Below are 23,950 nucleotides of genomic sequence, written 5' to 3' on the forward strand. Positions count from 1 at the left end.
CGTTCTAATCCAGCGCTCGATACTCGTTCAGACGGTTGTACAGCGTCTTCACGCTGATTCCCAGCACCGCCGCGGTTCGCGTCTTGTTGCCCGAGCAGCGACGCAACGTTTCCTTGATGACGGCGCGCTCGATGTCGGAAAGCGACATGCCCTGGCGGAAAGTCACGTCGGCGTCGTGGCTGGCCGTGGGCTCGGCGATATCGGTGCCGTACTCGGAAGCGCCTCGCAGATCGACCTCGTCGTCTGCAAGAATGAATGCGCGCTGCACGGTGTTGTACAGCTCGCGGACATTGCCAGGCCAACTGTGCTCCTGCAGATATCGGATGGAGTCCGCCGAGAACTCCTTGTTCGCGCCCTCGGCTTCATTCAAGCGTCGTAAGAACGTGCGCGCGAGCAGGTACACATCGTCGCCCCGGCGTCGGAGCGGCGCGATGTGCAAATGGAACACGGCGAGCCGATACAACAAGTCTGCGCGGAATTTATTCTCGGCGAGCGCATCCGCCAGCGGACGATTGGTTGCGGCGATCACCCGGGCCTGCAACGGAATATCACGATCGCCACCGACGCGGTAGAAGCGTCTCGTCTCGAGAGCGCGCAACAACTTCACCTGCATGTCCAGCGGCATCTCGCCCGCCTCGTCCAGAAACAAAGTGCCGCGGCCGGCGCGCTCGAAATAACCGGCCTGCGAACGCATCGCGCCGGTGAAGCTGCCGCGCTCGTAACCGAACAATTCCGCTTCGACCAACGTCGCCGGAATGGCGGCGCAGTTCACCGCGACGAACGGCTGATCGCGCCCCGCGCTCAAGGAATGAATGGTTTCGGCCACCAACTCCTTGCCCGTGCCGCTCTCGCCGGTCAACAACACACTCACGCCGGTCGGAGCCACACGTTTCAAACGTTGAAATAATTCTTGCATCGGGGCGCACTGCCCGAGCAGTCGACCCAGACCATTCGCGGGCGGCGCCGTGAACTTGCGTTCTGTATCGATAGCAGGTAGCGGCCGCACGCCCGCCCAAGATTCGGAAACTGAAGGATTGATACTCACGACGGGCTCCAGGGTGCTCGGCGAAGGGAGTGCCGCGACAGGTCCCGGTCGCGAATGTACAAACAAAGTATCCGGTATTTTCGAATCGCGCATTTACATAGGATGCGCAAACCGTCGCTACTGAGCATTGCGGGAAAGCCGTGCACGGAACGCTTGCTCTCATGGACGGACACTCCATGAGCCTGCGCGGCCGGCTGACGTGTCACTGCATGCTAGTGGAAACAAATGATTGTCTCGTGCTCATAGACACAGGCTTCGGTTTGCGTGACGTCGCCGACCCGCGCTCACGCCTCAGCCGTTTTTTCCTCACGCTGCTGGCGCCGGAGTTTCGCGAAGAATTCACAGCCGTCCGGCAGATCGCCGCACTCGGCTACGACCCGCACGACGTGCGGCACGTCGTACTCACGCACCTGGATTTCGATCACGCCGGCGGCCTCGACGATTTCCCCAGTGGAGAAAAATGGTACGACTTCGAATGCTGCGTCAGCTGAGCGGCGTGCCGCCCAAGCTGTACGCCCGGCCTGCGTTTCTATCAATGGATGATGGAAAGGACCGACGCGCGCGGCTGGCGAATCAACGACGGCTGCGCGAGCTCAAACGCGATCACGCCAAGGCCGTCCGCATCATCAGCTCGCACGATGTGATGGAGTTCGAGGGTACTGCGCACCGTGCAATCGGCGCGCTTCCGGGAAGACCGGCACGCGCCTGAAAGCGCGCGATTTCGCTGGAACCCATCGCATCGGCCAGCGGTTCTCTGTTCTCGCGAGCGACCAGCTCAGCTAACACTCAGCGCGAGGACTATCAAATGACGTTGTCACTCTTCGAAGACCGCGGCACGCCGCTCGACCAGCAACGCTTCACCTGGCGCGAGCTCGCCGGCAAACCCATCAGCAAACTGGACGACGACGCGTTCACACGCGTGCGCGTCATCTTGATGAATGGCATCGAATGCGAAGCCCTGCGCTTCTCGCACGCAGCGGCGCGCTTCAACCTCGAATTTCGACGACCGCTCGCCGAAATCAGACGCGTCGAGCAACACCAGGCGACCATGATCAATTGGTTGCTCGGCGCCGATCATTCGCCCTTGGAAACGACCATCGGTTACGAGCAGGTCGCGATCGAAGTGACCGCGGCGCTGGCCCAGCAGGAGCCGGATCCGTATCTGGCGCAGGTATATCGCTTCGGGCTGCTGGAGGATTTCGATCACATGTATCGCTACTCGGCGCTGCTCGATCGGCTGGAAGGCAAGGATTCGAACAACATCCTGCAGAGCTACACCGACGTGCTCCCTGGCCGACCGACAGTAGTCGAACACCGCGCACCGGAACACGATTTGCGGCGGCCCTTCGACCGCAAGACGGCCGCGTCTCTCACCAAGCTCAACGCGCTGACCCTGACCGCGGCCGAGCATCAGACGCACGATTACTACATGAACATCGGTCCGCTGTTCGCAGACCCGGTCGCGCGGCAGTTGTATGCGGAGATTGCCTCCATCGAGGAACAGCACGTCACCCAGTACGAATCGCTGCTCGATCCTTTGCAGTCGGTGCTGGAGAACTGGCTGTTGCACGAGGCCATGGAGGCGTACACCTATTACAGCTGTCTCCAACAGGAACCCAACCCGCGGATCAAGGCGATCTGGGAACGGATGCTGAACTACGAGCTGGGCCACTTCCATCTGGTCGCCGAAATGTTCAAGAAGCATGAGCGGCAGGATCCGCAGGAAATCGTCGGCGAACGCCTGCCCGAGCCAATCAAGTTCGAGAGCCAGCGCGAGTTCGTGCGCGCCACGCTGGCGCGCGAAGTGGATCTGCGACCTCGCGGTCACGATTTCGTGGGGATGGAGCAGGAGCCGGAGCGCTCCATCACCTATCGCAATCACATGAACTCGGAAGGCTCGCCCTCGGAGACCGTCGCGTCCAACTACACCTGGCGGCCGGGGACCGAAGTGCTCACCCGCGCGCAGATACGGGCGGCCTAACGCTCATCGAGCCGAATTCGTACATGATTGGAGAAGACTATGCCTACTTCCACTGACGCCACCCGCTTGGGCATCAATCGCACGGGGCTGCAGATGTCGCCGCAACACGCGAAAGAGATGTTGGACGCTCCACAGGAGTTCGAGAGCGGTACAAGCGAGCAAGCCGATACGCTCGACGGCGAGGCTCTGTCAGCGACCCGTCTCGAATACATCGCCGACGCCGACCCCTTGGGCTCCGTGCCGGCCCCGGCAACGCTCAAAGGCGCGGCGAAGAGCGGCGCCAAAATGCTCACCGGCCGGCGGCCGCAGGTCTTCATCGACAAGCTGGCCGAGCGGCTCGCCTTCGAACGCGGCGGCACACGCCTTTACGATGCCGTTTGCGCCAAGGCGATCGCGCACACACCGGACATGAACGAGATCAATCCCGATGAGTTGCTCGAGATCCGTAATTCCGAGGCGCGCCACGCGTCGCTGATCAAGGAATGCATGGAAACATTGGGCGCCGACCCGACCGCGCAAACCCCGTGCGCCGATCTGGTCGGCGTGGAAACCATGGGGCTATTGCAAGCAGTGAGCGATCCACGCACGACGCTTGCGCAAACATTGCATGCGGCGCTTGCTGCCGAGCTCATCGACAACCAAGGTTGGGAAGACCTGATCGTGCTGGCGCGCGAGTTGGGCCACGACGATATGGCCAAGCGGTTCAAGACCGCGCTCGACGAAGAGGCAGTGCATCTCACCAAGGTGAGGAATTGGCACACGCTGCTGACGATGGAAACCAGCGAGCTGATGTAGCTCAGTCGTTACTCTCGGGCCGAAAGACCCACCCCTGCCCCCTCCCGCGCACGCCCCGCGCACGGGAGGGGGAAGTTGTTTTTTTCTACTGGTCTGGATCGGGCGGAGCGGCGGTCGTTTGCTCCGTCGACTTATCCTCCGCGTACGCGCGCTCCTGATCCGGGCGGGGATCTTGAGAACGTTCGCGTACCGACGGGCTCGAGTCCATCGGGCGACCTTCGCCCGGACCTTCGTTATTCCGCGTGGGATCGTCGCCGGCGATTTTTCCGTCGTTACAACCGGCGAGTGCGGCGAACGCGGCCACGAGCCAAAGAAATTTGCGCATGAGTGTGCCCTCGATACGATGCTAATTGCTGCCGTCACGGCGGGTTCGTTTGCGCTCCGCCTTGCTCAGCTGCACGAAATTGCGCTGCTCGTTCTTGTCTTCGTTACGGCCGCGCTTCTTGCGTGCGGTCGGCAGACCTAGCGCGCCTTTCGGGCCGGCCTTGCCGGGATTGCCACCGACGGAGGTGATGCGGGATGAGGCCATGGTTGCTCCAATGACACGGAATCATTAGGGCAACGCCGCCGCTGACGGCGGGTTCCTTGGCGAGGAGCGCGAGTCGTGAGTTTATTTTTCGGACGCCGGCCCTAGTATGGACGCATGAAGCAGGCCGAGATTTTTCCGCCGCCGCTGCCCGACGGGCTGATTTATCGTGAAGATTTCATCACGGCCGAAGAAGAGCAGCAGTTGTTGTCAGAAATCCGGCTGCTGCCATTGAAGGAATCGCAGTATCGGCAATATACCGCGCGACGGCGCACGGTGAACTTCGGTTTTTCTTACGACTTCACCCATCTGCAGTCCAGGCCGGCGCCGCCGATTCCCGAATTCCTGGCGCCATTCCGCGAGCGGGCGGCTGCATGGGCAGGCGTGCAGCCCGAAGATTTCGTGCAGGCACTGATCGCGGAATATCAGCCGGGCACGCCGCTGGGCTGGCATCGAGACGTGCCGGACTTCGAACTGGTCGTCGGCATCTCGCTCGCGGGAACGGCGCGGCTGCGCTTTCGTCCGTATCCCTGGTCGCCCGAAAAGAAAGCCCAGGTGTTCGCGTTCGAGGTAGCGCCTCGATCGGCGTACATCTTGCGTGACGAAGCACGTTGGCGTTGGCAGCATCATGTGCCGCCGACCAAGGAGTTGCGTTACTCGGTCACCTTCCGCACGGCCAGCGAGAAAGGGCGGCTCAGAACCTGATGACGATCTCGCCGCCGTAGCTCCGCCCTTCCTGCTGCAGCTGAGACTGCACGTGCTCTTCGGCGCCGGAAAACCAACGGTCCTCGTCGAACACATTGTAAACTCCGGCGGTAAGCTCGACCTTCGACCAGCGGTCGTGCGTGTTCAACGTGAAATTCGCGAGCCAGAAATCAGGACTGCGAGTGCCAGCCAGCGTCAGCGTTTCACTCTGATACTGCAGATCCAGATTGGCGAACAGCTTGCTGCGTAGAACGGGCAGCGAGGCGCTGAACTTACCCAAGTGTCGCGGCGAGTTGCTCAGCTCGAGCTCGGTGGCTACATCTTCCGCACGTTGAAGCGCCCAGCTGCCACGCAGGATGGCGCCATTGCGATACGAAGCTTCCAGTTCGATCTCGACACCCCGCGCACGCACGTCATCGACGTTGTCGTAATAAGGATTGGCATCGACGGTGGCCTCCTGCGTGATCAAGCCGTCGATGTGATACGAGTACCCCGAGAGGCTCAGGCGATACGTCGAATTGAAATAACGCTCGTAGACCAGCTCATAGGTCTGGATGGTCTCGGGCCGCAGCGCCGGCCGGTCGGCCTGATCCGGATAGTAGAAACGTTCATACGGATTGGGCGCGCGAAACGCTTCGCCATATAGCGCCTTGATCGCGGAATCGGGCGTCGGATTGTAAATCGCGGCGAAGCGCGGATTGCTGGTGCCGCCGAAGGTCTCGCCGTAGTGATCGTAGCGCACGCCAGCGGTCAGGCTGAAATCGTCTCTAAATCGAGCTTCCGCCTGAGCGAACACGCCGACCACCACGCTCGTGTCGTCATGATCCAGATACCAGACGCGCGGCTCGACGTCGTCGTAGGAAGCCTGAAACTCGCGCAAGTTGGCGCGGTACTCACCGCCCACCGCCAATGTATAACGCGCCGAAGGCTGCAAAGTGAGCTGCGCTTCCGTGCTCAGCCACTCGCCCGCCATTTCGTCGACCAACAGCGCGCCATAGTCGCCTTCGCCCAGCAACGCGTAATCGATGGGGAACTCACCCTCATACTTGTACGAGTCGTATGAGGCTCGCACCTGCATGCGGGCGCGGTCGCTGAACGCGTGCTCGTAATTCAGCTCCAGATAGCCGCGCGCATCGTCAGTCATGGTTCGAGAATCGTTGAACACAGTACCGAAAGACGCGGTCGGGATTTGCTTGTGCCGGTCGCTCAGGAACAGCGAGGCCGAGAAGTCGCCATAGCGCAGGCTGGTAAAGAACTTTGCGGCTTCTTCGTCATCCAGGCCAATCGCAAGCCCGTCGTTAGTCGCGCGGGCGTTATCGCTGACGCGCTGATCGAACTCGCGATAGTGGAAGTCCATGCCACCGCTCGAGTAATGCGAGGCGGACACCAGCCAGTCGACTCCGTTGCCGAATGTCTTGCCATAGGTGCCGCGAAACTTCTGAGTGTCGTAGCTCGCCGAGTCCACCGCGACCTCCGCGCCATCGACGCCGCGGCCGAGCTTGGTGATCACGTTGATCACGCCGAGGAACGCGCTGCTGCCGTAGAGCGACGAGCTCGGACCTCGAATGACTTCGACGCGATCGATGAGCTCGACGTCCAGCATCGACTCGCGCCCGACCGAACCGAAGTCGTAGACGTTGTCGTTCATGCGATGGCCGTCGATGAGGACCAACACGCGCGTGGTGTAATCGCCCGGTCGTAGGAAGCCGCGCACACCCAGATAGGTGTAGTTGCGGTCGTCGGTCACGTACAAACCCCGAACGCTGCGCAGAACGTCGGCGAGGTTGGTATGGCCGGAGCGCCGAATGTCCTCGGCGGTGACGATGCTGATGGATGACGGCGCTTGGGTCACGCGCTGCTCGTACTTCGACGCGCCGTAGACGGAGTGCACGTTCATCTCCATCAGTTGCTCGAGGCTCAGCGTCGCCAGGTCGCCGCCATCAGCCGCGGCCACCACCGGCCCGACCGCCAACGCAGTCAGCACACACGCTCGCACGAAAGTTCTTGCTGTCGTCGTCACAGTGGCATCTTCGGCGCGACCGCCGGCGCTGTTCATAAGACATCTCCTTAAGTAGCGCGCAGGCTCCCCGCAAATGCAGCAAAGTGAGAGCGCCATAGCATTCCGGCGCGCGCTTCGCGTCGATAACTCCAGCAGAATGCGCGCCCTGAATCGCCGGCATCGACTTCAGCTGTGAAGCGCGTTGCCGATGCAAGCGGAGCGCATTGCTACAGTTCACGATCCACATGAATTGCTTTCTGCACATCGTCTCGGCGCTCACGCTCCTGGCTTCGGCCACGGACGCGCGCGCCGATGCAGTCACGCAACGGGAAGATCAGTTCAAGGCTGCCTATGTGTTTAATTTCGTGAAGTTCGTCGACTGGCCCGAAGGCGTCGCCGCGGACACCGTGACGATTTGCTTTGCCGGCGGCGAAGGCGTCTACAAAGCATTGACGACTGGCATCGACAGGAAGCGCGTCGGCGCTCGCCGGCTCGCGACGCTCCAGATCGCGGAGCCGTCAGCGACGGGCGGGTGCAACGCTCTCTATATAGACGCGGCCATGGCGACGAGCTACACGTTCGCCAGCGAGCCGGCAGTGCTGACGATCAGTGACGCGGCGAAGTTCGCCGAGCGCGGCGGCATGATCCAGCTGTTCACCGAGAACCATCGCCTGCGCTTCTTGGTCAACGTGGACAGCGCTCAACGGGCGGGGCTGCGCATCAGCTCCGACCTGCTGAAACTCGCCGCCGGCGTGCAGCGGGAGCCGCGATGAGCGCCGCGAAGCAGTGGTTCGAACGGCTGCCCATCGGCGGCAAGCTCACCCTGCTCGCCAGTCTGGTGAGCGGCATGGCGCTGCTCATTGCCGGTCTGGTGCTGACCATCGCCGATTACCGCACCGATCAGTACGAGATGTGGCGACGGCTGCAGACTCAGGCCCAAATCACCGCTCGCGACAGTGAAGCTGCCGTTGCGTTCGACGACCAGGAAGCGGCAACCCGATCGTTGGCGGCGCTGAGCGCCGACGCGGCCATCGTCGCCGCGGAGATCCATTACACCGGCGGCGAAGTTCTAGCTCGCTACGGGCGCGATCTGACCGAAGCGGCCGACCGCGACGAATTCGTCCACGTCGAAGCGGAGATCGTGCTCGATGGTCACATCGGCTCGGTGCATTTGTGGGCCAAGCGTGACGAGTTGCATGCGGGCATTCTCAAGCGCACCCTGCTGCTCGCGGTCGTGATCGTGGGCGCGCTGCTGTTCGCCAGCCTGGCGGCTCTGCGCATCCAACGGTTCATTTCCAAGCCCATTCTGGCCCTGTCCGCGGCGGCTGAAAGCGTCACACGCTCACGCGACTACAGCCTCCGCGTGCATGCGTTCAGCAACGACGAGATCGGCCAGCTGATCGTGGCGTTCAACGACATGCTCGGTCAGATCGAAGCGCGCGATGCCGGGCTGCGGCAGGCACGAGATGAATTGGAGCAACGAGTCGCGGAGCGTACGCATGAGCTCGCGGCCAGCAACAGACTGCTCGCCGATGTCACACGGCGCGCCACCGAGTCGGCCGCGATCGCCAGCGCTGCCAACAGGGCGAAGAGCGAATTCCTCGCCAATATGAGCCACGAGATTCGCACGCCAATGAATGGCGTGCTTGGAATGACCGATCTGCTGCTCGACACCCGCCTCGACGCCACTCAGCGCGACTACGTGCAGACCATCAAGGACAGCGGCAGCGCGCTGCTGACCGTGATCAACGACATTCTGGATTTTTCCAAGATCGAGGCCGGCAAGCTCGATCTGGAGGCCGCCGACATGGATCTGCGCGACACGTTCGAAGACGTGGCGCGCCTGCTGTCGGTGCAGGCGCATGCCAAGGGGCTGGAGCTCACATTGCAGATCGATCCGGATCTGCCGCAGTCCCTCGAGGGCGACTCGGGCCGCATCCGGCAGATCCTGCTGAACCTGGCCGGCAACGCCGTGAAGTTCACCGATCGCGGCGAAGTGTCGATCGCGCTGAGCGTGCTGTCGAACGACGCGCACGGCGTGTTCATTCGCTGCGAGATTCGCGACACGGGCATCGGTATTCCCGAAAACCGCATCAAGGCGCTGTTCTCGCCCTTCACTCAGGTCGACTCCTCGATGACGCGGCGGTTTGGCGGCACGGGGTTGGGATTATCCATCGTGCGACGACTGATCGATCTGATGGGCGGCGACGTGGGTGTCACGAGCCGCGAGGGCGTGGGCTCGACGTTCTGGTTCACGGCCCGTTTCAAACTGGGTAACCCGGTGACGGGAATGTTTTCCGCGCTCACCGCGCCGATCAATGGCAAGCGCGTGCTGGTGATCGATGACAACGCCACCAATCGCAAGGTGCTGCTGGGTCAATTGGCGTTGTGCGGGATTCGTCCTTCGGCCGCCAGCAACGCTACCGAAGCCCTGGCGTTGATGCGTGAAGCGCAGGAGAAGGGTCAGCCGTTCGATGCGGCGTTACTCGATTATCAAATGCCTGACTGCGACGGCGCTGAACTGGGCAGCAAGATCGTGTCGGATCCGCAGCTCAAAGGCACCCGATTGATCCTGCTGACCTCTGCCGGACATCGCGATGACAGCCGCAGTTTTGCCGATATCGGTTTCGCGGGCTATTTGTTGAAGCCGGTGACGCAGCGGGATCTGGTGGCGTCGTTGCAGCTGGTGCTGGCACAGCAACCGGAGGTTTGGCATTTACGCTCGCAACCGATCATTACTGGCGAGCGGCTGCAGGCCGCCGGGCTGCGTAACGCAAAGGCGCGCATCCTGCTCGCGGATGACAATCTCGTGAATCAGAAGGTCGCTGTGAGGTTGCTCGAGAAGCTGAACTATCGAGTGGATGCGGTGGGGACGGGGCGAGCCGCGGTCGATGCGTGGCTCACGGGCAAGTACGATCTGATTCTGATGGATTGTCAGATGCCCGATCTGGATGGCTACGAAGCGACGCGCGAGATCCGCAAAAACGAACAAGGCGAGCGCCGCACACCCATCATCGCGTTGACGGCGCATGCGATGAAAGGCGCGGATGAGGAATGTAGAGCGGCCGGCATGGACGGCTATCTATCCAAGCCCATCGATCGCGCGTTGCTGGCCACGACACTGGCGAGTTATCTGGATCGCTGATTAACTCTCGGGATGAGAGTTGAGGTCGGTGAGGATATTTCGTTGCGCGCCATTGGAATCACGCTGGTGTCGCTCGCGCTCGCCGGATGTGTCACGGCGCCGAATCGTCCGTCGCGGCCGGCCAAGTCGTCTTATGGATGCATGCAGGCGGTCGTGCAGGACAAGTTACCGTCCGGCCTGCCGGATCCTCGTGCGCATTGTCTCGCTTCTGGTTTGATCGCTCGATATTGCAGCGGCAGCGAAGCGTATCTCGCCGGCGCCGGCAAAGAACTGCGCGACCTGCTCGGCGACGGCGATGCCGAGTGGGCCGATTGGCGCGCGGACCGCGCCGGCATCGACTGCGCCCGCTCGGCGAGTAATGACGATGCGTTAGCTACGTGCTGCGCGGACCGCGGGTACTGAGAAAAGATCAGTGGTTTTACGCAACCAGAAGACCCACCCCCTGCCCCCTCCCGTGAACGGGAGGGGATCTAAGTTTTTATTTTTTCTTCTTAGAAGATAAGGGGAAAAATCAAACTGTGGCGGCGTTAGCCCGCCTGCGGGCAGCCGCGAAGTTCCAAGCGAAGGATGCGACTCTGGCCCACCTGGAACAGGCTGGTGTCGATGGTCTCGCCGGGTTCTTTCAGGTCGACGTCGATCCAGAAGACCGAGCCGGCGCGTTTGCGGTCGCTGATCTGTGGTGTGAGGCCGATGGAGCGGACTTCTTCGGCGCGACGTTGGGCGCGCTGGTAATCGGAGAAGACGCCGAGTGACAGCACGTTCGGCGGATCCGTTCCGGGCATCAAATAAACATCGGTGATGCCGTTGTTATTGAGCTTGGTAAGCGCGGCTTCGGCATCGTCACGGGTGGGGAAGTCGCGAACGCTGACCCAGTAGCCGGTCCACAACTCGCCCTGCTCCACGCGCTGACGTGGCTGAAATCCCATGGTGCGCAAAGTGGCCTGCGCCTGCGATGCCTGCCCCAGATCGGCGAACGGTCCGACGCTGGTACAGGTCAGGACATCTTGACGCGCGGCCTGCGGGGGCAAGTCAGGCTGCACCGTGCCCGGTGACTCCACTGGCTCGACTTGCGGTGGGATCACTTCGCGAACGTCCGCGACGACTTCCTCTTCCTCAGGCTGCTGCTGGGCAGGCGCCGCGCCGTTCTGCGCTTCCTTGGCGAGGACGATGCGGGGTGGCGGCGCGGCCATGCGTATGGGCACGCGATCCAGACTGCTCACCTGCACATCGATCACTTGGGACCAGATGAAGTACAGGGCGTTGACCAGCACCAACAGCAAACAGAACGCGCGCATGGAGTAGTTATTCGAGCGGTCAACGCCGCTTCTGACCCTTCTGGCTGCTCTGGCCCCAATAGGCGGCGATGTCCGCCACTTCGGCGGGCGTCAGCTGCAACGGCTGCTTGTGCTTGACCTTGCCGGCGACGATGTCGCGAATCAGGCTTTCCAGCGAGGCCGCGCTTTCGCCTTCCCAGTCGTCCGCCTCATGACAGGAGATGCACTTGGCCTGCGAAGCTGCCTTGCCCGCCTGCACGTCGGCCGCCAGCACGGACGAGACCGACAGCGGCAACAGGCCGAGCGCGGTGAGCGCCGTACCTGCACACAGTTGTCGGGATCCAGAACTGGCCATCCAAGCATCCTCTATTCGCGGCTGCCGCCGCGCGCATGGAACGTGCCGGATGATACACGAAGGCCCCGCGATCACGGCGTTGGGGCGAAGCAGGCCTCGTGGATCAGATCATGGATGATTGGGGGATGATTCAGCTTGGGCTGCCACCACCGCCAGACCGCGCAGCACCAGGTCGGGAATTTCTCTGCTGGGCGTATGAATCGCGGCCTGGATCCGGCGGCACGCCCCACCCGTGAGGAGCAGCACCGGCGCCTCGCCCAGCTGCTTCCGCAGTGTTTCCTGCGCGCGCTCGACCAGGGCCGCGAGCGCCTGGACCGCGCCCTGCTGAATCGCGCCCAAAGTATTGTCGGCAAATAGTTCGTCGCGAGTCTGTCCGCCCGCCGCGCGCTGGGCGATGTCGCTGGTGTTCTTGAGCAGACTGGACACCATCAGATCGGGGCCCGGCACGATGACGCCGCCGAGATGCTGGCCGCTCGCATCCAGACCGTCGATGGTCATCGCCGTCCCGACGCTCACCACGCACAACGGCCGTGGCTCGATCGCCCGACCGCCCAACATGGCCAGCCAACGATCGACCCCGAGCTTGGCCGGCTCGGGATAGGCATTGCGAAGGCCGGCCTGGGCCGCCGGCGAATGAACGAACCGAGCTTCGATCTGCCAGGCGCCGGCGATGGCGGTCTGCGCGAGGTCGCCCATGCGCTTGCCGCCGACGTTGCCGATGAACACACGATCGGCGCGCGGCCCCGTGCTCAAGATGTGCTGAACGAAATCTTCGCGAGTCCAGTTGGCGTGCACGGCTGCGGCCTGTTCGCCCATGACGCCGTCGGCGAGGCGCGCCCACTTGATGCGTGTATTGCCGATGTCGATGAGCAGCAGCATCGCCGATCAGCTCTTTGCCGCCCGCAGGCTGACTTCGCCCGAAACGAACTTGCGCAGCTCGCCCTCCACTTCGACCAGCAGCGTGCCGTCTGCTTCGACACCGCGCGCCGTGCCTTGGGTGGTTTGCGAACCATTGATGACTTTGACAGGCGCGTTCGCGAGCGTGTCGAGCCCGTGCCACTCTTCTTTAAAGGGAGTGAAGCCGTGGACGGCGAACGTCTGCAGCATCTCCAACAGCTCCGCGACTATCGCGCCGATCAGCGCGTTTCGAGTCGGGGTCTTCTCATGCATGATCTCGTGCACATCGGCGATCAGCGCGGCCTCACGTTCCGCAAGTTGCATGCGCGTGGCCGCCGGCATGTGCATGTTGATACCGATGCCGATGATGACCTGCGCCGGCCCGGCCGTTTCGCCGCGCATTTCGATGAGGATGCCGCCGAGCTTCCGACCCTGCCATTGCAGATCGTTGGGCCACTTCAGGCCGACGCCTTGAACGTCGAGCCGATTGAACGCCTTCACTACCGCCACGCCGACCGCGAGACTGAGCGCCGAGAATGTCGGTGGCGCTTCCGCGAATTGCCAGCCGAGCGACATGCAAATTCCACTGCCGAAGGGCGCGATCCAGCTGCGTCCGCGGCGGCCGCGACCTGCGTTCTGCACTTCGGCCGTGCATAACTGAAAACGACCGGGCTGCGGGGGCGTGGCATCGCCGAGAAACCGATTGGTCGAATCGACGGTCAGCAACACGTCGGTCCGCTCCATGAGCGCGCGCGTCGCCGCCGGCCACGAGGAAACAATGGCTTCCTTGTCGAGCAGATCGACGGCACGCGGCAATCGATAACCCTGGCGAGCCACGGATTCGATGTCGACGCCCAGCGCCTTCAACGAGTTCATCAGCTTCCAGACGCCGCCGCGGGAAATCTTCAGCTTCTTGGCGAGCTGCTCGCCCGAATAGAACGTGCCCTCCGCGAGCATGGCGAGCAGACGCTGGCGGCGCGCCTGAGCTTGAAGCTTGGGAGTTTGGGCCTTGCTGCTGGTCGGCATCAGGATGGCTTTCGAAGGTTCAGCGAGGTCGCAGCAGCCAGAGCCGCTTGGCCCGGCTTTCGGTGCCGGTGCGCATGCGCTCGATGTTGGCGCGATGGGTGTAACAAACGAACAGCGTCATGACGCCGCCGAAGGTCAGCATGGCCGTCGACGGCGCGACTTCCGTCAGCGCCAGATACATGGGAAATGAAGCCACCGCGAGCATGGTGCCGAGGCCAACGAATCCCGAGAGCATCACGACCACCAGCCAGACCGCGAACACTGGCAGGACGGCGCTCGATTTCAGGCCGATCAGCACGCCGATCAACGTCGCCGCGCCTTTGCCGCCACGGAATCCATACCACACTGGATAAACGTGGCCGAGGACCACCGCGGTCGCGCAGGCCACCGCCAGCCAGTCGCGATCGACCTGCGGATCGATGCCGATGCCCGGCAGGTTGATGGGAGCAAGCAGCGCCGCCGCGACCCAACCCTTGCCGATGTCGATGAGCATCACCCAGGCGGCGAACGACCAGCCTTGGGTGCGCAAGGCATTGGTGCCGCCGGCATTGCCGCTGCCGAGCTTGCGAATGTCCACGCCGCCGCGCAGCTGGCCGACCAGCAGGCTGCCGATCAACGAGCCCAGTAAATAGGCGAGCAGGGTTTTGACGCCGAGTTCGAGCATGTTGCGCGAATTATAGGGGTTTCTTGCTGGGCAGATGCAGCTCGGCGAGCATGCAGCGGACGCTGCCGCCGCCGAGTCGTTCGATGGTGGGAATGGCGGCGGTGACGATGGGACCGGAGCTCGCTTCCAGGGTGGCCCGTTGCTCGGCGGTCAACGCATCGCGCGCTCGCTGGGACATGGCCACCACGCTGCCCGTCAGCGATGAGGCCAGCTCCAACATGTTGCCGGCGAAGGCGTTCATCTGGTCCAGCGACAATTCCACGATGGCACGGCCGGTGCCGCGCAACTGATTCACCACGCCTTCGCGCTCGTCTTCACGAATCGCGTTCAGGCAAACCGCGGCAAAGCGCTCCCCCACCGACATCAATACATTGGTGTGATAGATCGGCGCGCCGGCGGCGTCGAGCGCTTCGAAGGCGACGATGTCGTAATCGAGTTGTTGTGCGAAGTCGCCGAGCACGTCCAGATCCGTGCGCGGCGAGACGCAGGCATAGGCGACTCGATGAATGCGATCCAGCACCAGGCTGCCCGTGCCTTCGAGATAGCGGCCGGTGTGTTCATGGCGGGTCAGGTCGATGACGCGCGAGGTGTAAAAGCCGTGCTTCGCGCTCAATGCCTCGAGCAGATCCAGTCGCCGCTCCAAGCGGCGGTTCTCGGCCAGCATGGGGTACAGCACCACCGTGCCGTCGGCGTGAAAGCTCACCCAGTTGTTGGGAAAGATCGAGTCCGGCGTGTGTGGCTCCGGCGTGTCGTCGAACACGTGCACGTTCACGCCGGCCTGCCTCAACGCCCCGACCAGGGCGTCGAACTCGCGCAAGGCCGCGGCCTGGCTGGCCGCGTCAATGGTTCCGCCGTCGGAATCGAGTTGCTGGAAAGAGTTGGACGGCTGCGTCTGTGGATTGCCGGCGAAGGCCACCGGCCGGATCATCATGACGTCTGCCGCGGTCTGCCGATCGGCCAGGTTCATAGCGCCCCCTCAGGTCAAGGCGCCATTATCCCCTCTCCTCACCATCCCCCCAAATCTACAATCCCTTCGCTAAGGATGCTTCGATCAGCATGGTCTCCCGACCACCAGGCCGGTTGCGGTCAGGGTAGTCGATTTGTTCGGCTGCTGTTCTGGCGTCTTAATGCCTGAACTCGAAATGGAACCGGGTCACGAGCCGGACACCGCCATCGATGCGACCTTTGGCAATGACGGTGGTGGTCGGCACCTTCGAGTCGAAACTGCGGGAGATCCAGCCGGTGGGCTCCGGTTTCTCGACGCCGCGATACACATTGCAGCGCAGTTCCTCAGGCAAGGTCATCGAAAGCAATACATCCCCGCACGAGACTCGAACGCCACGGCCATTGGCCACGACCGCGCACTGCTCGGCGAAGTGCCAGAACATTTCCACCTCGTGCGTGCCGACGCCCAGCAGTTCATCGGTGACTTGCAGGCGCGACTGCTGTTTGTCGAACAGCAACTCGCGACGATGGATCACCGGATGCTTGAGCCTCCCATATCCCTCGTGACTCGCGACCCACCGATCGGCCAGTGGAGTGCGTTCCACCGCAAGCACCTGAGCTCGAGCGTGCTTGACCCAGAGAAAGTTACCACCGCTCACGGACTGGTCGACGCCGTCGATACGGATGGTGTTGTGCGCCGATGTTCCTTTGAAGTAGTCGCGCCACAGGCGCTGCGTGTGATACGCGTAGGTCCCCGGGTCGATCAATATTTCTCTGCCGCCGGCGCTGAGCGTGAATGACAGGGCGTCCGCATGCCCATGCGCGGCAATCGATAGATAACCCAACGGGCCAGCATCGGCAACGATGCGCACTTCACGATGCGTCTCGAAGCGGTCGCCGAGGATGTAATAACCCGCGTTCGGAAAATCCATGCGGACCGGCAAAGACACTTGTGACAGGTCGACGGCTTCGTACTTGCTCGCAGCCGCATCGCCCAGCAGCCAGCGCGTCTTGTCGTCGATGTCGCCGATAATGCGATCCAGCGCGCTGCCCGGCAGCGAGCTCGACTTGAATTTGAACTCCGCGTTGTCGAATAACACCGCCCCGGTCGCGAGCAGAGAGCGATAAACGTCCACGGGTTCGGGATCGAGCCTGGCGATGATGGCGTCGTCGGCGTCGCCGAAATTGGGCACGTGTCCGCCCGCATCCATGATGCTGGCAATGTATTGCAACATCCCGCGCAGGCGGAGCCAGTAAGCAGTACTGAAATCGCAACCATTCGTCCGCGCGATCAAGCCGCTGACGATCATCATGTCGGCGACTTCGTGGTGATACCAGTTGGCCTGTTCGCGGTTGACGCCGTCGGGGCCGTTCTGAAGCAGCATCTCGCGCTCCAGCTCGCGCTGGGCGTGCTCCTTCCAACGCCGGCTGCGCTTCCACAACGGCCAGGTGAGCGAGGCCACGAACAGCCCCATCAACTCGCCGAGCAAATGATTGTTCGCCGACGAGTATTTGGAGAAATGTCCGGCGATGAACTTGCAGTGCTGGTAAACGCTGGTCAGCCACCGTCGTTTGAAAGCCTCGCCCGCGGCGCCCTGGAAAATCGTCGCGCCGTCGCCGCCTAACAAATGCCACGCGAACGACCAGTTCACCAGACGAATCGAATGCTCCAGGCTGCTGGTCCAGTGGACGCCGGACGGATAGGGACATTGATCGAACCACGATTCCAGCAGCGTGCGACAGCCTTGCGCATATTTGTCGTCGCGCGTGAGATGCCACGCCTGCGCCAGCGTCACGAGTTGCGCATGGCGGCTCGGCTCCCACAGATATTTGATGTCGCCGACCAGCGCTTCGTCGCGATAGTTCAGCGTCTTGCCGAAGCGCAGCGGCGCCTGCCGGCCCGTTTTCGGATCGCGATTCCACTGCGGTGGAAAGCCCAGCGCCGCGGCGGACATTGCGAATATGGGGAAGCGCCCGTCGAGGATGCTATCCGCGGCCCGACGATACTTATCGACGTTGAACTCCGTCGGCAGCGTGGCCACCCAGGCCGCGCCTGTTTCATTACGCGCAGGCGGCGGTGGCGCGGAGGAATGCAGCGCGAACTGCTCCACGCTGGCCTGCACGCGCTGTTTGACTCGGTATCCGACTTCCCACCCGCTCATCGCCGACAGGCGATGCAGCTTCCACTTCAAACTCATTGCCTGCGCCTCACGCAATATTTCCGTGGGCACGCGTATTGTTCAGCAGCTGTTTCACCTGCGGCCGATGGATGACGAAAGGTGTCTTGCCGCGGGCCGTGCGCTCCAGCGCGGTCACGCTGCGAATTTCTACGTGCATGCTCCTTGGCAACTTCTCGCGAGCGTTGTGCATCAGTCGCTCGCGATCCCGTTCCGTGTACTGATCCGTCGCCAGCACCAGGATGACCACTTTGGTGGCGCTCTCTTGAATCACCTGGATGCGCACGATGTTGGCCACATCCCGTTGGAAATGACTGATGCCGGTCACCTTCACGCCGTCCGGCGTGATCAGAATGTCACTGTCACGCCCCAGCACTCCCGAGAACGTCCGCAATCCCAGCGCGAGCTCCTCCAGCTCCCGCTCGCCCCAAGCCGCCGGCGCGCGAATCAGATCGCCGGTGCGATAGCGGATCAACGCCATCGATCGATTCCACAGCGGCGTGCCGATGATTTCGTAAAGCTTGTGCTCGCCGTCACTACCGGCGGGCTCGAATTCCACATGCGCGTAGCCGGGCAGAAATCGATACTCGCCCGGCGAGGTCGCATAAGCAAAAGCCACGCGTTCCGCCTGACCGTAATAATCGAGCAGCCTGCAGTTCAAGGTGTCGCGCGCGCAGTTCCACACTCGAGCATGCAGAACTTCGGACGAGCACAAGGCTGCCGGAATATGCAGACGCCGTCCCGCCCGCTGCAGCAGGAAGCAGAGCGCTTCGAGCGAGGTTGGGTAGCCCAGCAAACAATCCGGCGCGAACTCTTCGATAATGTGCGCGTAGTGCTCGACCGTTGCGGCGTTCAAATGCGTGGACGACAACACGAGCCGATTCCCGCCGGCCGCGAAGATCCAGTACGGTGGCTTGAAGTCGTTGGGATCCTTGATGCTTTCGGTGCGCAACACCGCGCATCGGGCGGAGCGTGCATCGACACCGACCTTCTGCATCATCCGATCGATACACACCTGCTCGAACACCACCGAGCGTAACGAGCGCACGATCTCCAACGGCGCTCCTGACGTGCCGCCGGTGTTGGCCTTGATCGTGAACAACCGCGAGCCGATGGCGAATGCAGCGGGCATGGCGCGCACCTGAGCCTTGATCAGCAAAGGCCAGCTGGCGATGTCGCCTCCGCCTCGCACCAGCTGGCCGTAGCCGCTGCGACTTGCCGGCCACAACAGTTCGCTCAGTCGGTCGCGTGTCCAACTGCGACGCTCGTTGAAGCCAGCTCGCTCCAGACGATCGAGCTCGCGCTGCGCGTCCGCGTAGAACAAAGGATTGCGACGTACGGCCGTATCGCCGACCTGGAGCAGCTTGAGTTTTTTGACCAGCGCTTGCATGTCAAATACCAGCACCGCGGTGCTCACGCGTGACTGCACGCCGGCCGTTGCCATTCGCCAGCGAGCGATATAACGCGCACATGCGGTTCGAATATTCCTTTACGCACAATGGTTCTACCGTGGCTCGCGCGAGCCGACCCATGTGCGTCCGCTCTGCGTCCTGGGACACCAGCCTCTCGATGGCAGCGGCCAACTGCGCCACGTCGCCCGGCGTTACCAGCAGGCCGTTCGCGCCGTCCACCACATGTTCGGGAATGCTGCCGACTGGCGTGGAGATCGGCGCCAGGCCCCAGGCCATAGCCTCCAGCAGCGACATGGGCAAACCTTCGGCGTGCGATGGCAAGACGTACGCATGCGCCGCGGCCAGCAGCCGGTCGCGCTCGGCCGGCTCGACCCACTCGCGAATCTCGACAATGTCCTGCAGCTTCAGCTCGTTGACGCGTGCACGCAATCGTTCAGTGTCGCCATTCCCTGCGAGAACGAACTCGGCTCGAGCACGACACTGCGGCGACAGCCTGGCCACCGCCTCCACCAGTTCGAACGGGCCCTTGCGAGGCGAGATCAGTCCGAAGAAAACGAAGCGCACTTTGCCGCCCGTGGGCCGCTCCGGCACCGACTCCGGCAGCACCACCGGATTCGGCAACACCACGATGCGATGCTTTGGAATCCCGATGGATACGAAGAACGTCTTCCAGCGCTCGCCCAGCACCACCAGCCGCTGCGCGCGCGCCAGCGTGTCGCGCGTGATCGCCTTGGCCATCGGAGACATCTGCGCCCAATGTTGCTGATAAGCGGCGCCGTGCGCGTGCATAATGACGCTGGCGCCGCGCGCCATCGCCATGCGCGCCAGGATGATCTTGCGAATGTTACTGGCGCCGCTGGCGAAGTGAATGTGCACCACGTCCGGACGGTGGCGCAGCTCCAAGGTGAGCTTGGCGAGCGCCTGCGCGAAAGTCACGGCCTTGGTCCACTTGCCGCCATCGACCATGGTGGCGATGTGAGTCGCGTGTATTTCCTCGGGCAGTGCTTCGAGCAGTATCCGTTCCACGCCTGAGACGCCGCCGCGCACGTTCAGTGCAGGACCGAGCATCAAGATGTTGGCTGGCTCACGCACCGTTCACCGCTCCACGCGCGCCGAATATCTCTTGATAAGCAGCCACCATGCCCTCCCACGAAAAAGACTGCTGGACGCGCTCGCCTGCCGCGGCGGCCATGCGAGCGCGCAACACGTTGTCGAGCCGCAGCTGGTTCAGCAATTTCGGCAGCTGCCGTGGCAGGTCGGCGACGTCCAGGATGTATCCTTCCCGGCCATGCTCGATCATTTCTGCCGCGCCGCCGGTCCGCGTCAGGATCACGGGCAGCTGCATGGCCATCGCTTCCAAGGCTGCGTTCGAGAATGTTTCGGAGAGCGAGGGCAACACGAAGACGTCGAACGCTCGCAAAGCGGCGCGCACGTCGGGCAATGCGCCCGTGAACGTAACCGCAGTGGAGATACCTCGCTCTGCGGCCCGTTGTTCCAAGGTCGCTCGCATCGGACCGTCGCCCACCAACATCAAGTGCGCGTCGGCGCCCAACGCCCGCAGCTCCGCCACCGCATCGATCAACGGCAGTTGATTCTTCTCGGCGACCAGCCGCCCCACCGTGCCCACGACGAAGGCGTTCTCGCCGATGCCATAAGTGTCTCGCTGACTGGCGCCTTCGACGCACGCCGTCGAGAACCTGCCGAGGTCCACGCCGTTGTAGATGACGCTGGAGCGCGAACGCATCGTGCTCTCGGCGGAGAGCCAGGCATGCCGCTGCAGCTCGCAACCGTACACAGTCCAATCGAGATATCGCAGCACTCGGGTATAGAAGCTGCGCTTCCAACGCGCTCCACGACGCATCTCGGTGGTGTTCATCAGGCCGATGGTTCGGGGACGATGACGCGCCCAGCGCGTGGCCGTGACGACGTAGAGCGACGGATAAAGATTCACCGATACGACGTTCCGAGGCCGTTGCTCTTCGATGAGCTGTCGCAACGACGCGTTCGCCTTGAGCGAGTATCGGCCCTGCCGCGCCAGGAAGAAGGTCGCGACGCCGGCGGCGATGTCTGCGAGCAAGGTCGTGGGCTCGTTCAGATACGCGATGCCAACCCGCATGCCGCGCGCGGCGAAGGCGTTCGCCAGGCGGACGGTCTTTCGCTCCGAGCCGCCGACCGCAAGATTGTTCAGCACGAACAACACGTCCAACGCATCGTCGCTCACGGCCGGTTGCGGCGAGGATAGCTTGCGATCGAGGTTTGGTTGGGCGCTCGCCATGGTTTCAGCCGCTGGTGCCGTAGCGGAGAACCTGCGGGGTGTCGCGAGCCGCCAGCATCTCGAGATTGCGACTCGCGATATGCGTCGCTCCGAATTGCGCGATGGCGTAAGCACGGGCGCGCTCGCCGATACGCTGCCGTTCCACGTCGTCGCCCAGCAAGCGCACTATGGCGCTCGCCATGTCCTCGAGATCGGTGGCGGTATGGCCGAGCTGGCGTTGTTTGATCAGTGAATCGGGATCGAAAAACGCCACCACCGGCACGCCGCGCACCCACGCCTGCAGGAAGGTGTTCGGAAAGCCTTCGATCTGCGAAGTGTTTAGAAACAGCCTGGCCCGGCTGAACATCGCGCCCACCTCGGTGTAGGGCACCGCGCCGGGACAAGAGAGATTGGGAAGCGAGCTGGCCGCCTCCAGCACCGTACGGTAGTAATCGTCCGCTCCGGGCAAGGCACCGCCAGCAAGCGTGAAACGCACTTTGGGCAGGCGGCGCGCCAGTTCCAACACGATTTCAGGGCGCTTCACCGGCCGGAGATTCGACACCCACAACACGTCGATGTCCTTGTCCGGCTGGGGGCCGCTCGGCATCTCCACTGCCATGTCGAGCACTTCGCTCTTCACGCCGTAGTTCTGCTCGAGCAGTGTGCGCTGCTGCTCGCTCTGCGCGACGACCAGATCGGCGCGGCGTAGGCCGTATTCATAAATCTTGCGATCGCGCCAGAAGCGGATCAGCTGTTTGCCCGGGATACAGGCCAGGTCGGATGCGATGCGCAAGATGAAACGCTTGCCGTGACGCCGGCAGAACCAGGCAGTGATACCAGTGGCCACTCCCGCCGGCGACTGATAGTAGACGTCGGCGTCGATCTCACGCATCGCGCTGAGCATCCCGGTCAACCGAGGATGCACGAAGCGCAGCACTGGAATGCCCTCGTCGCGCGCGTACGGGGCGACGGCACGAATTCCATCTACCTCGGTGACGCGACCCTGGCCGTGGTCATGCACGATCATCGACACGTCGTGACCGAGCTCGCGCCAGGCCCGTGCCAGCAACACGTGCTGCACGGATTCGCCGCCCACGTATTTCGCGTTCTTCAGCTTGGCCAGTTGCGGATAGTCGTCGAGGCCGACAATACAAATCTTCATCGTTGCTTCCAGACACCCTCAACGGAACATCAATGGCGGACGGCGCCGATCCAGCCATACGGGTCCGCTCGCTGAGTCGCGACTACGGGCCGATCCACGACCACCGGTTCCAAAACGGTCTCTCGCGCGATCATGGCCAAACGCATGGTTACGCCGGCGTATGCCCAGAAATAGATCCAGGGCACATAAAGATCCACGAAGAATGTGGCGCTGGCGTAAGCCAGCGTCGAGAACACGAAACCCGCCAGCAATGCGCGCACGTGCGCCGGAGCGACGGCGAAGGATTGCAGCGCCGTGCGCACCGGCATCGCCAGCAGCAGCACACTGCAGATCAGCCCGATCAGCCCCAGGTTGAACCATTGCGCCAGATAATAGTTGTGCGGCGAATAGCGGAACGGCATGACCCAGTAGGCATTCCAGCCGAAACCGGTGAGCAGCGTCTGTGGATGCTGAAACATCGTGGCGATGGCCGTGGCCCAGATCTCGGTGCGGCCCGACGAGGTGCCGCCCATGTCCTTGGTGCTGAACTGGCCGATGACGCGCTCGTACAGCAGGTCGCCGAAACTGGCGCTGACCACCAGCACGATCACCAGCAAGGCGCCGCCGGCCATCATGCCCCAGCTGACCAGCTTTCCCATCGACAGGTAGCGACGGAACAGATAGGCGCCGAACACGGTCGCAAAGAACGTGGCGACGAACGCGCCGCGCGACACCGTCATCAGCAACGTACACGCGGTGAGCGTGGCGCCGGCGATCCAGAACCATCGCCACCATCCTTTCACAGCCGCCGCCATCGCGACGGCGGCAGGCAACGTCAGCGCGACGAACGCGCCGTATTGGTTCGATTCGCCGACCGCGCCCTGCACTCGTCCGTCGCCTCGACGCTCGATGTCGCCGATCTGCACATAGCCCAGCGCATCCAGGACAGCGACGGCATGCGACACGATCCAGGAAAGCAGCAGGCACTTCAGCAGGAACACCGCGTCCTTTTCCGAGCGCGCGCCGTAGAAGAACACCAGGAAGAACAACAGGAAGTCGACCATGCGATTCTTCAGGTCGAGGGCGCTACGCAGGACGTCGTATCTGGGATAGTCGATGAACAGGACGATGGCCAGGTACGTAAGAATGGAGTAACCGATCAACACCGCGAACGCGACATTCATGGCCGGCAGCTGAATCCTGAACTTGCGCCCGACGGCGTAACTGAACACCAGCCCCGTCACCAGCAGATACAACAGAAAGTTCTTGATCTTGACGCCGGGCGCAGGGCCCGGATCCCAGTTGAAGACGCTGCTCAGGGTGAGAAACAACGTCAGGGCGGCCAGCAGGAAACGCATCAGAGTGCACTCCCCGGGCGCATCGCCCGGTTGCTCAGGATCAACCGACCGCCATCATTGCTCTGCCCGCACTGCACGTATTCATCCATCTCGGTGACACCGCTGCCGCAATCCAGAGCAAGTTGCATACCAGCAAAAAAAAGCGTGTTGCGTCAGCCGCCCGGCATTGCAGTTTGCCGAGCGGCGCTTGTAATTATTGCAACGACAGCTTCATTCCTTACATCGACACGTACACCGCCTCACGCGTTCGG

At 62.7% G+C, this 23,950-nt stretch carries 22 protein-coding genes and 1 pseudogene; 7 read left to right on the forward strand and 16 right to left on the reverse strand.

Going from position 1 to position 23,950, the window contains the following annotated elements; translation table 11 throughout:
• Positions 1-4 precede the first annotated feature (4 nt).
• Positions 5-1,045 carry a sigma-54 dependent transcriptional regulator gene (locus tag VGD45_RS03460; RefSeq protein WP_331153875.1) on the reverse strand — a complete coding sequence of 347 codons (1,041 nt, stop codon included), beginning with the start codon at positions 1,043-1,045 and terminating at the stop codon, positions 5-7.
• Between the two features lie 161 nt (positions 1,046-1,206).
• On the opposite strand from VGD45_RS03460, the pseudogene VGD45_RS34035 reads away from it, so the two are divergent.
• The 3 genes and pseudogenes from VGD45_RS34035 to VGD45_RS03480 all read left to right on the forward strand — a co-directional run bounded on the left by VGD45_RS34035 (position 1,207) and on the right by VGD45_RS03480 (position 3,821).
• A pseudogene (locus VGD45_RS34035) lies at positions 1,207-1,754 on the forward strand (MBL fold metallo-hydrolase).
• Positions 1,755-1,850: 96 nt separating this feature from the next.
• Complete coding sequence (locus tag VGD45_RS03475) at positions 1,851-3,026, forward strand: hypothetical protein (protein ID WP_331153877.1); 1,176 nt, start codon at positions 1,851-1,853, stop codon at positions 3,024-3,026.
• A gap of 39 nt (positions 3,027-3,065) precedes the next feature.
• Complete coding sequence (locus VGD45_RS03480; RefSeq protein WP_331153878.1) at positions 3,066-3,821, forward strand: ferritin-like domain-containing protein; 756 nt, start codon at positions 3,066-3,068, stop codon at positions 3,819-3,821.
• 85 nt (positions 3,822-3,906) lie between these two features.
• Here VGD45_RS03480 and VGD45_RS03485 read toward each other — a convergent pair whose 3' ends face one another.
• Positions 3,907-4,146 (reverse strand): hypothetical protein, encoded by a 240-nt coding sequence (locus tag VGD45_RS03485; protein ID WP_331153879.1) that lies wholly within the window; start codon positions 4,144-4,146, stop codon positions 3,907-3,909.
• A gap of 21 nt (positions 4,147-4,167) precedes the next feature.
• Complete coding sequence (locus VGD45_RS03490) at positions 4,168-4,350, reverse strand: hypothetical protein (RefSeq protein ID WP_331153880.1); 183 nt, start codon at positions 4,348-4,350, stop codon at positions 4,168-4,170.
• A gap of 114 nt (positions 4,351-4,464) precedes the next feature.
• Here VGD45_RS03490 and VGD45_RS03495 point away from each other — a divergent pair, with 114 nt between their 5' ends.
• Complete coding sequence (locus VGD45_RS03495; RefSeq protein WP_331153881.1) at positions 4,465-5,052, forward strand: alpha-ketoglutarate-dependent dioxygenase AlkB; 588 nt, start codon at positions 4,465-4,467, stop codon at positions 5,050-5,052.
• Here the strand turns inward: VGD45_RS03495 and VGD45_RS03500 are convergent.
• Complete coding sequence (locus tag VGD45_RS03500; RefSeq protein WP_331153882.1) at positions 5,042-7,108, reverse strand: TonB-dependent receptor; 2,067 nt, start codon at positions 7,106-7,108, stop codon at positions 5,042-5,044. The genes VGD45_RS03495 and VGD45_RS03500 overlap by 11 nt on opposite strands.
• A gap of 188 nt (positions 7,109-7,296) precedes the next feature.
• Here VGD45_RS03500 and VGD45_RS03505 point away from each other — a divergent pair, with 188 nt between their 5' ends.
• Genes VGD45_RS03505 through VGD45_RS03515 form a run of 3 tightly spaced genes read left to right on the forward strand, consistent with a single transcriptional unit; the run spans position 7,297 to position 10,598 of the window.
• Positions 7,297-7,824, forward strand: a complete 528-nt coding sequence (locus VGD45_RS03505) for a YfiR family protein (protein ID WP_331153883.1) — start codon at positions 7,297-7,299, stop codon at positions 7,822-7,824.
• Positions 7,821-10,196 (forward strand): hybrid sensor histidine kinase/response regulator, encoded by a 2,376-nt coding sequence (locus VGD45_RS03510; protein WP_331153884.1) that lies wholly within the window; start codon positions 7,821-7,823, stop codon positions 10,194-10,196. Before VGD45_RS03505 ends, VGD45_RS03510 begins: the two co-directional genes overlap by 4 nt.
• 42 nt (positions 10,197-10,238) lie before the next feature.
• Entirely contained in the window at positions 10,239-10,598 is a 360-nt protein-coding gene (locus tag VGD45_RS03515; protein ID WP_331153885.1) for a hypothetical protein, read from the forward strand.
• Between the two features lie 125 nt (positions 10,599-10,723).
• On the opposite strand, the gene VGD45_RS03520 is transcribed toward VGD45_RS03515, so the two are convergent.
• The 12 genes from VGD45_RS03520 to VGD45_RS03575 all read right to left on the reverse strand — a co-directional run bounded on the left by VGD45_RS03520 (position 10,724) and on the right by VGD45_RS03575 (position 23,699).
• Positions 10,724-11,491, reverse strand: a complete 768-nt coding sequence (locus tag VGD45_RS03520; protein ID WP_331153886.1) for an SPOR domain-containing protein — start codon at positions 11,489-11,491, stop codon at positions 10,724-10,726.
• A gap of 19 nt (positions 11,492-11,510) precedes the next feature.
• Positions 11,511-11,825: a hypothetical protein gene (locus VGD45_RS03525; RefSeq protein WP_331153887.1), complete on the reverse strand. Its 315-nt coding sequence runs from the start codon at positions 11,823-11,825 to the stop codon at positions 11,511-11,513.
• A gap of 108 nt (positions 11,826-11,933) precedes the next feature.
• On the reverse strand, positions 11,934-12,704 hold the full coding sequence (locus tag VGD45_RS03530) for a type III pantothenate kinase (protein ID WP_331153888.1): 771 nt from the start codon (positions 12,702-12,704) through the stop codon (positions 11,934-11,936).
• Positions 12,705-12,710: 6 nt separating this feature from the next.
• Entirely contained in the window at positions 12,711-13,748 is a 1,038-nt protein-coding gene (locus VGD45_RS03535; protein WP_331153889.1) for a biotin--[acetyl-CoA-carboxylase] ligase, read from the reverse strand.
• A gap of 19 nt (positions 13,749-13,767) precedes the next feature.
• Positions 13,768-14,412: a glycerol-3-phosphate 1-O-acyltransferase PlsY gene (gene plsY, locus VGD45_RS03540; RefSeq protein WP_331153890.1), complete on the reverse strand. Its 645-nt coding sequence runs from the start codon at positions 14,410-14,412 to the stop codon at positions 13,768-13,770.
• Positions 14,413-14,422: 10 nt separating this feature from the next.
• Positions 14,423-15,379 carry a citrulline utilization hydrolase CtlX gene (gene ctlX / locus VGD45_RS03545; protein WP_331153891.1) on the reverse strand — a complete coding sequence of 319 codons (957 nt, stop codon included), beginning with the start codon at positions 15,377-15,379 and terminating at the stop codon, positions 14,423-14,425.
• 157 nt (positions 15,380-15,536) lie between these two features.
• Entirely contained in the window at positions 15,537-17,555 is a 2,019-nt protein-coding gene (locus tag VGD45_RS03550) for an alginate lyase family protein (protein WP_331153892.1), read from the reverse strand.
• A 10-nt stretch (positions 17,556-17,565) separates the two neighbouring features.
• Positions 17,566-18,951, reverse strand: coding sequence for a hypothetical protein (locus tag VGD45_RS03555; protein WP_331153893.1), 1,386 nt, complete (start codon positions 18,949-18,951; stop codon positions 17,566-17,568).
• Entirely contained in the window at positions 18,926-20,038 is a 1,113-nt protein-coding gene (locus tag VGD45_RS03560) for a glycosyltransferase family 4 protein (RefSeq protein ID WP_331153894.1), read from the reverse strand. The genes VGD45_RS03555 and VGD45_RS03560 overlap by 26 nt, the downstream gene beginning before the upstream one ends.
• On the reverse strand, positions 20,031-21,221 hold the full coding sequence (locus VGD45_RS03565) for a glycosyltransferase (protein ID WP_331153895.1): 1,191 nt from the start codon (positions 21,219-21,221) through the stop codon (positions 20,031-20,033). The genes VGD45_RS03560 and VGD45_RS03565 overlap by 8 nt, the downstream gene beginning before the upstream one ends.
• A 4-nt stretch (positions 21,222-21,225) precedes the next feature.
• Positions 21,226-22,362, reverse strand: coding sequence for a glycosyltransferase family 4 protein (locus VGD45_RS03570; protein ID WP_331153896.1), 1,137 nt, complete (start codon positions 22,360-22,362; stop codon positions 21,226-21,228).
• A gap of 29 nt (positions 22,363-22,391) precedes the next feature.
• Positions 22,392-23,699: an O-antigen ligase family protein gene (locus VGD45_RS03575; RefSeq protein WP_331153897.1), complete on the reverse strand. Its 1,308-nt coding sequence runs from the start codon at positions 23,697-23,699 to the stop codon at positions 22,392-22,394.
• Positions 23,700-23,950: the final 251 nt, after the last annotated feature.

The organism is Steroidobacter sp. (assembly GCF_036402275.1).
In the GTDB taxonomy this organism is placed as follows: Bacteria; Pseudomonadota; Gammaproteobacteria; order Steroidobacterales; family Steroidobacteraceae; genus Steroidobacter.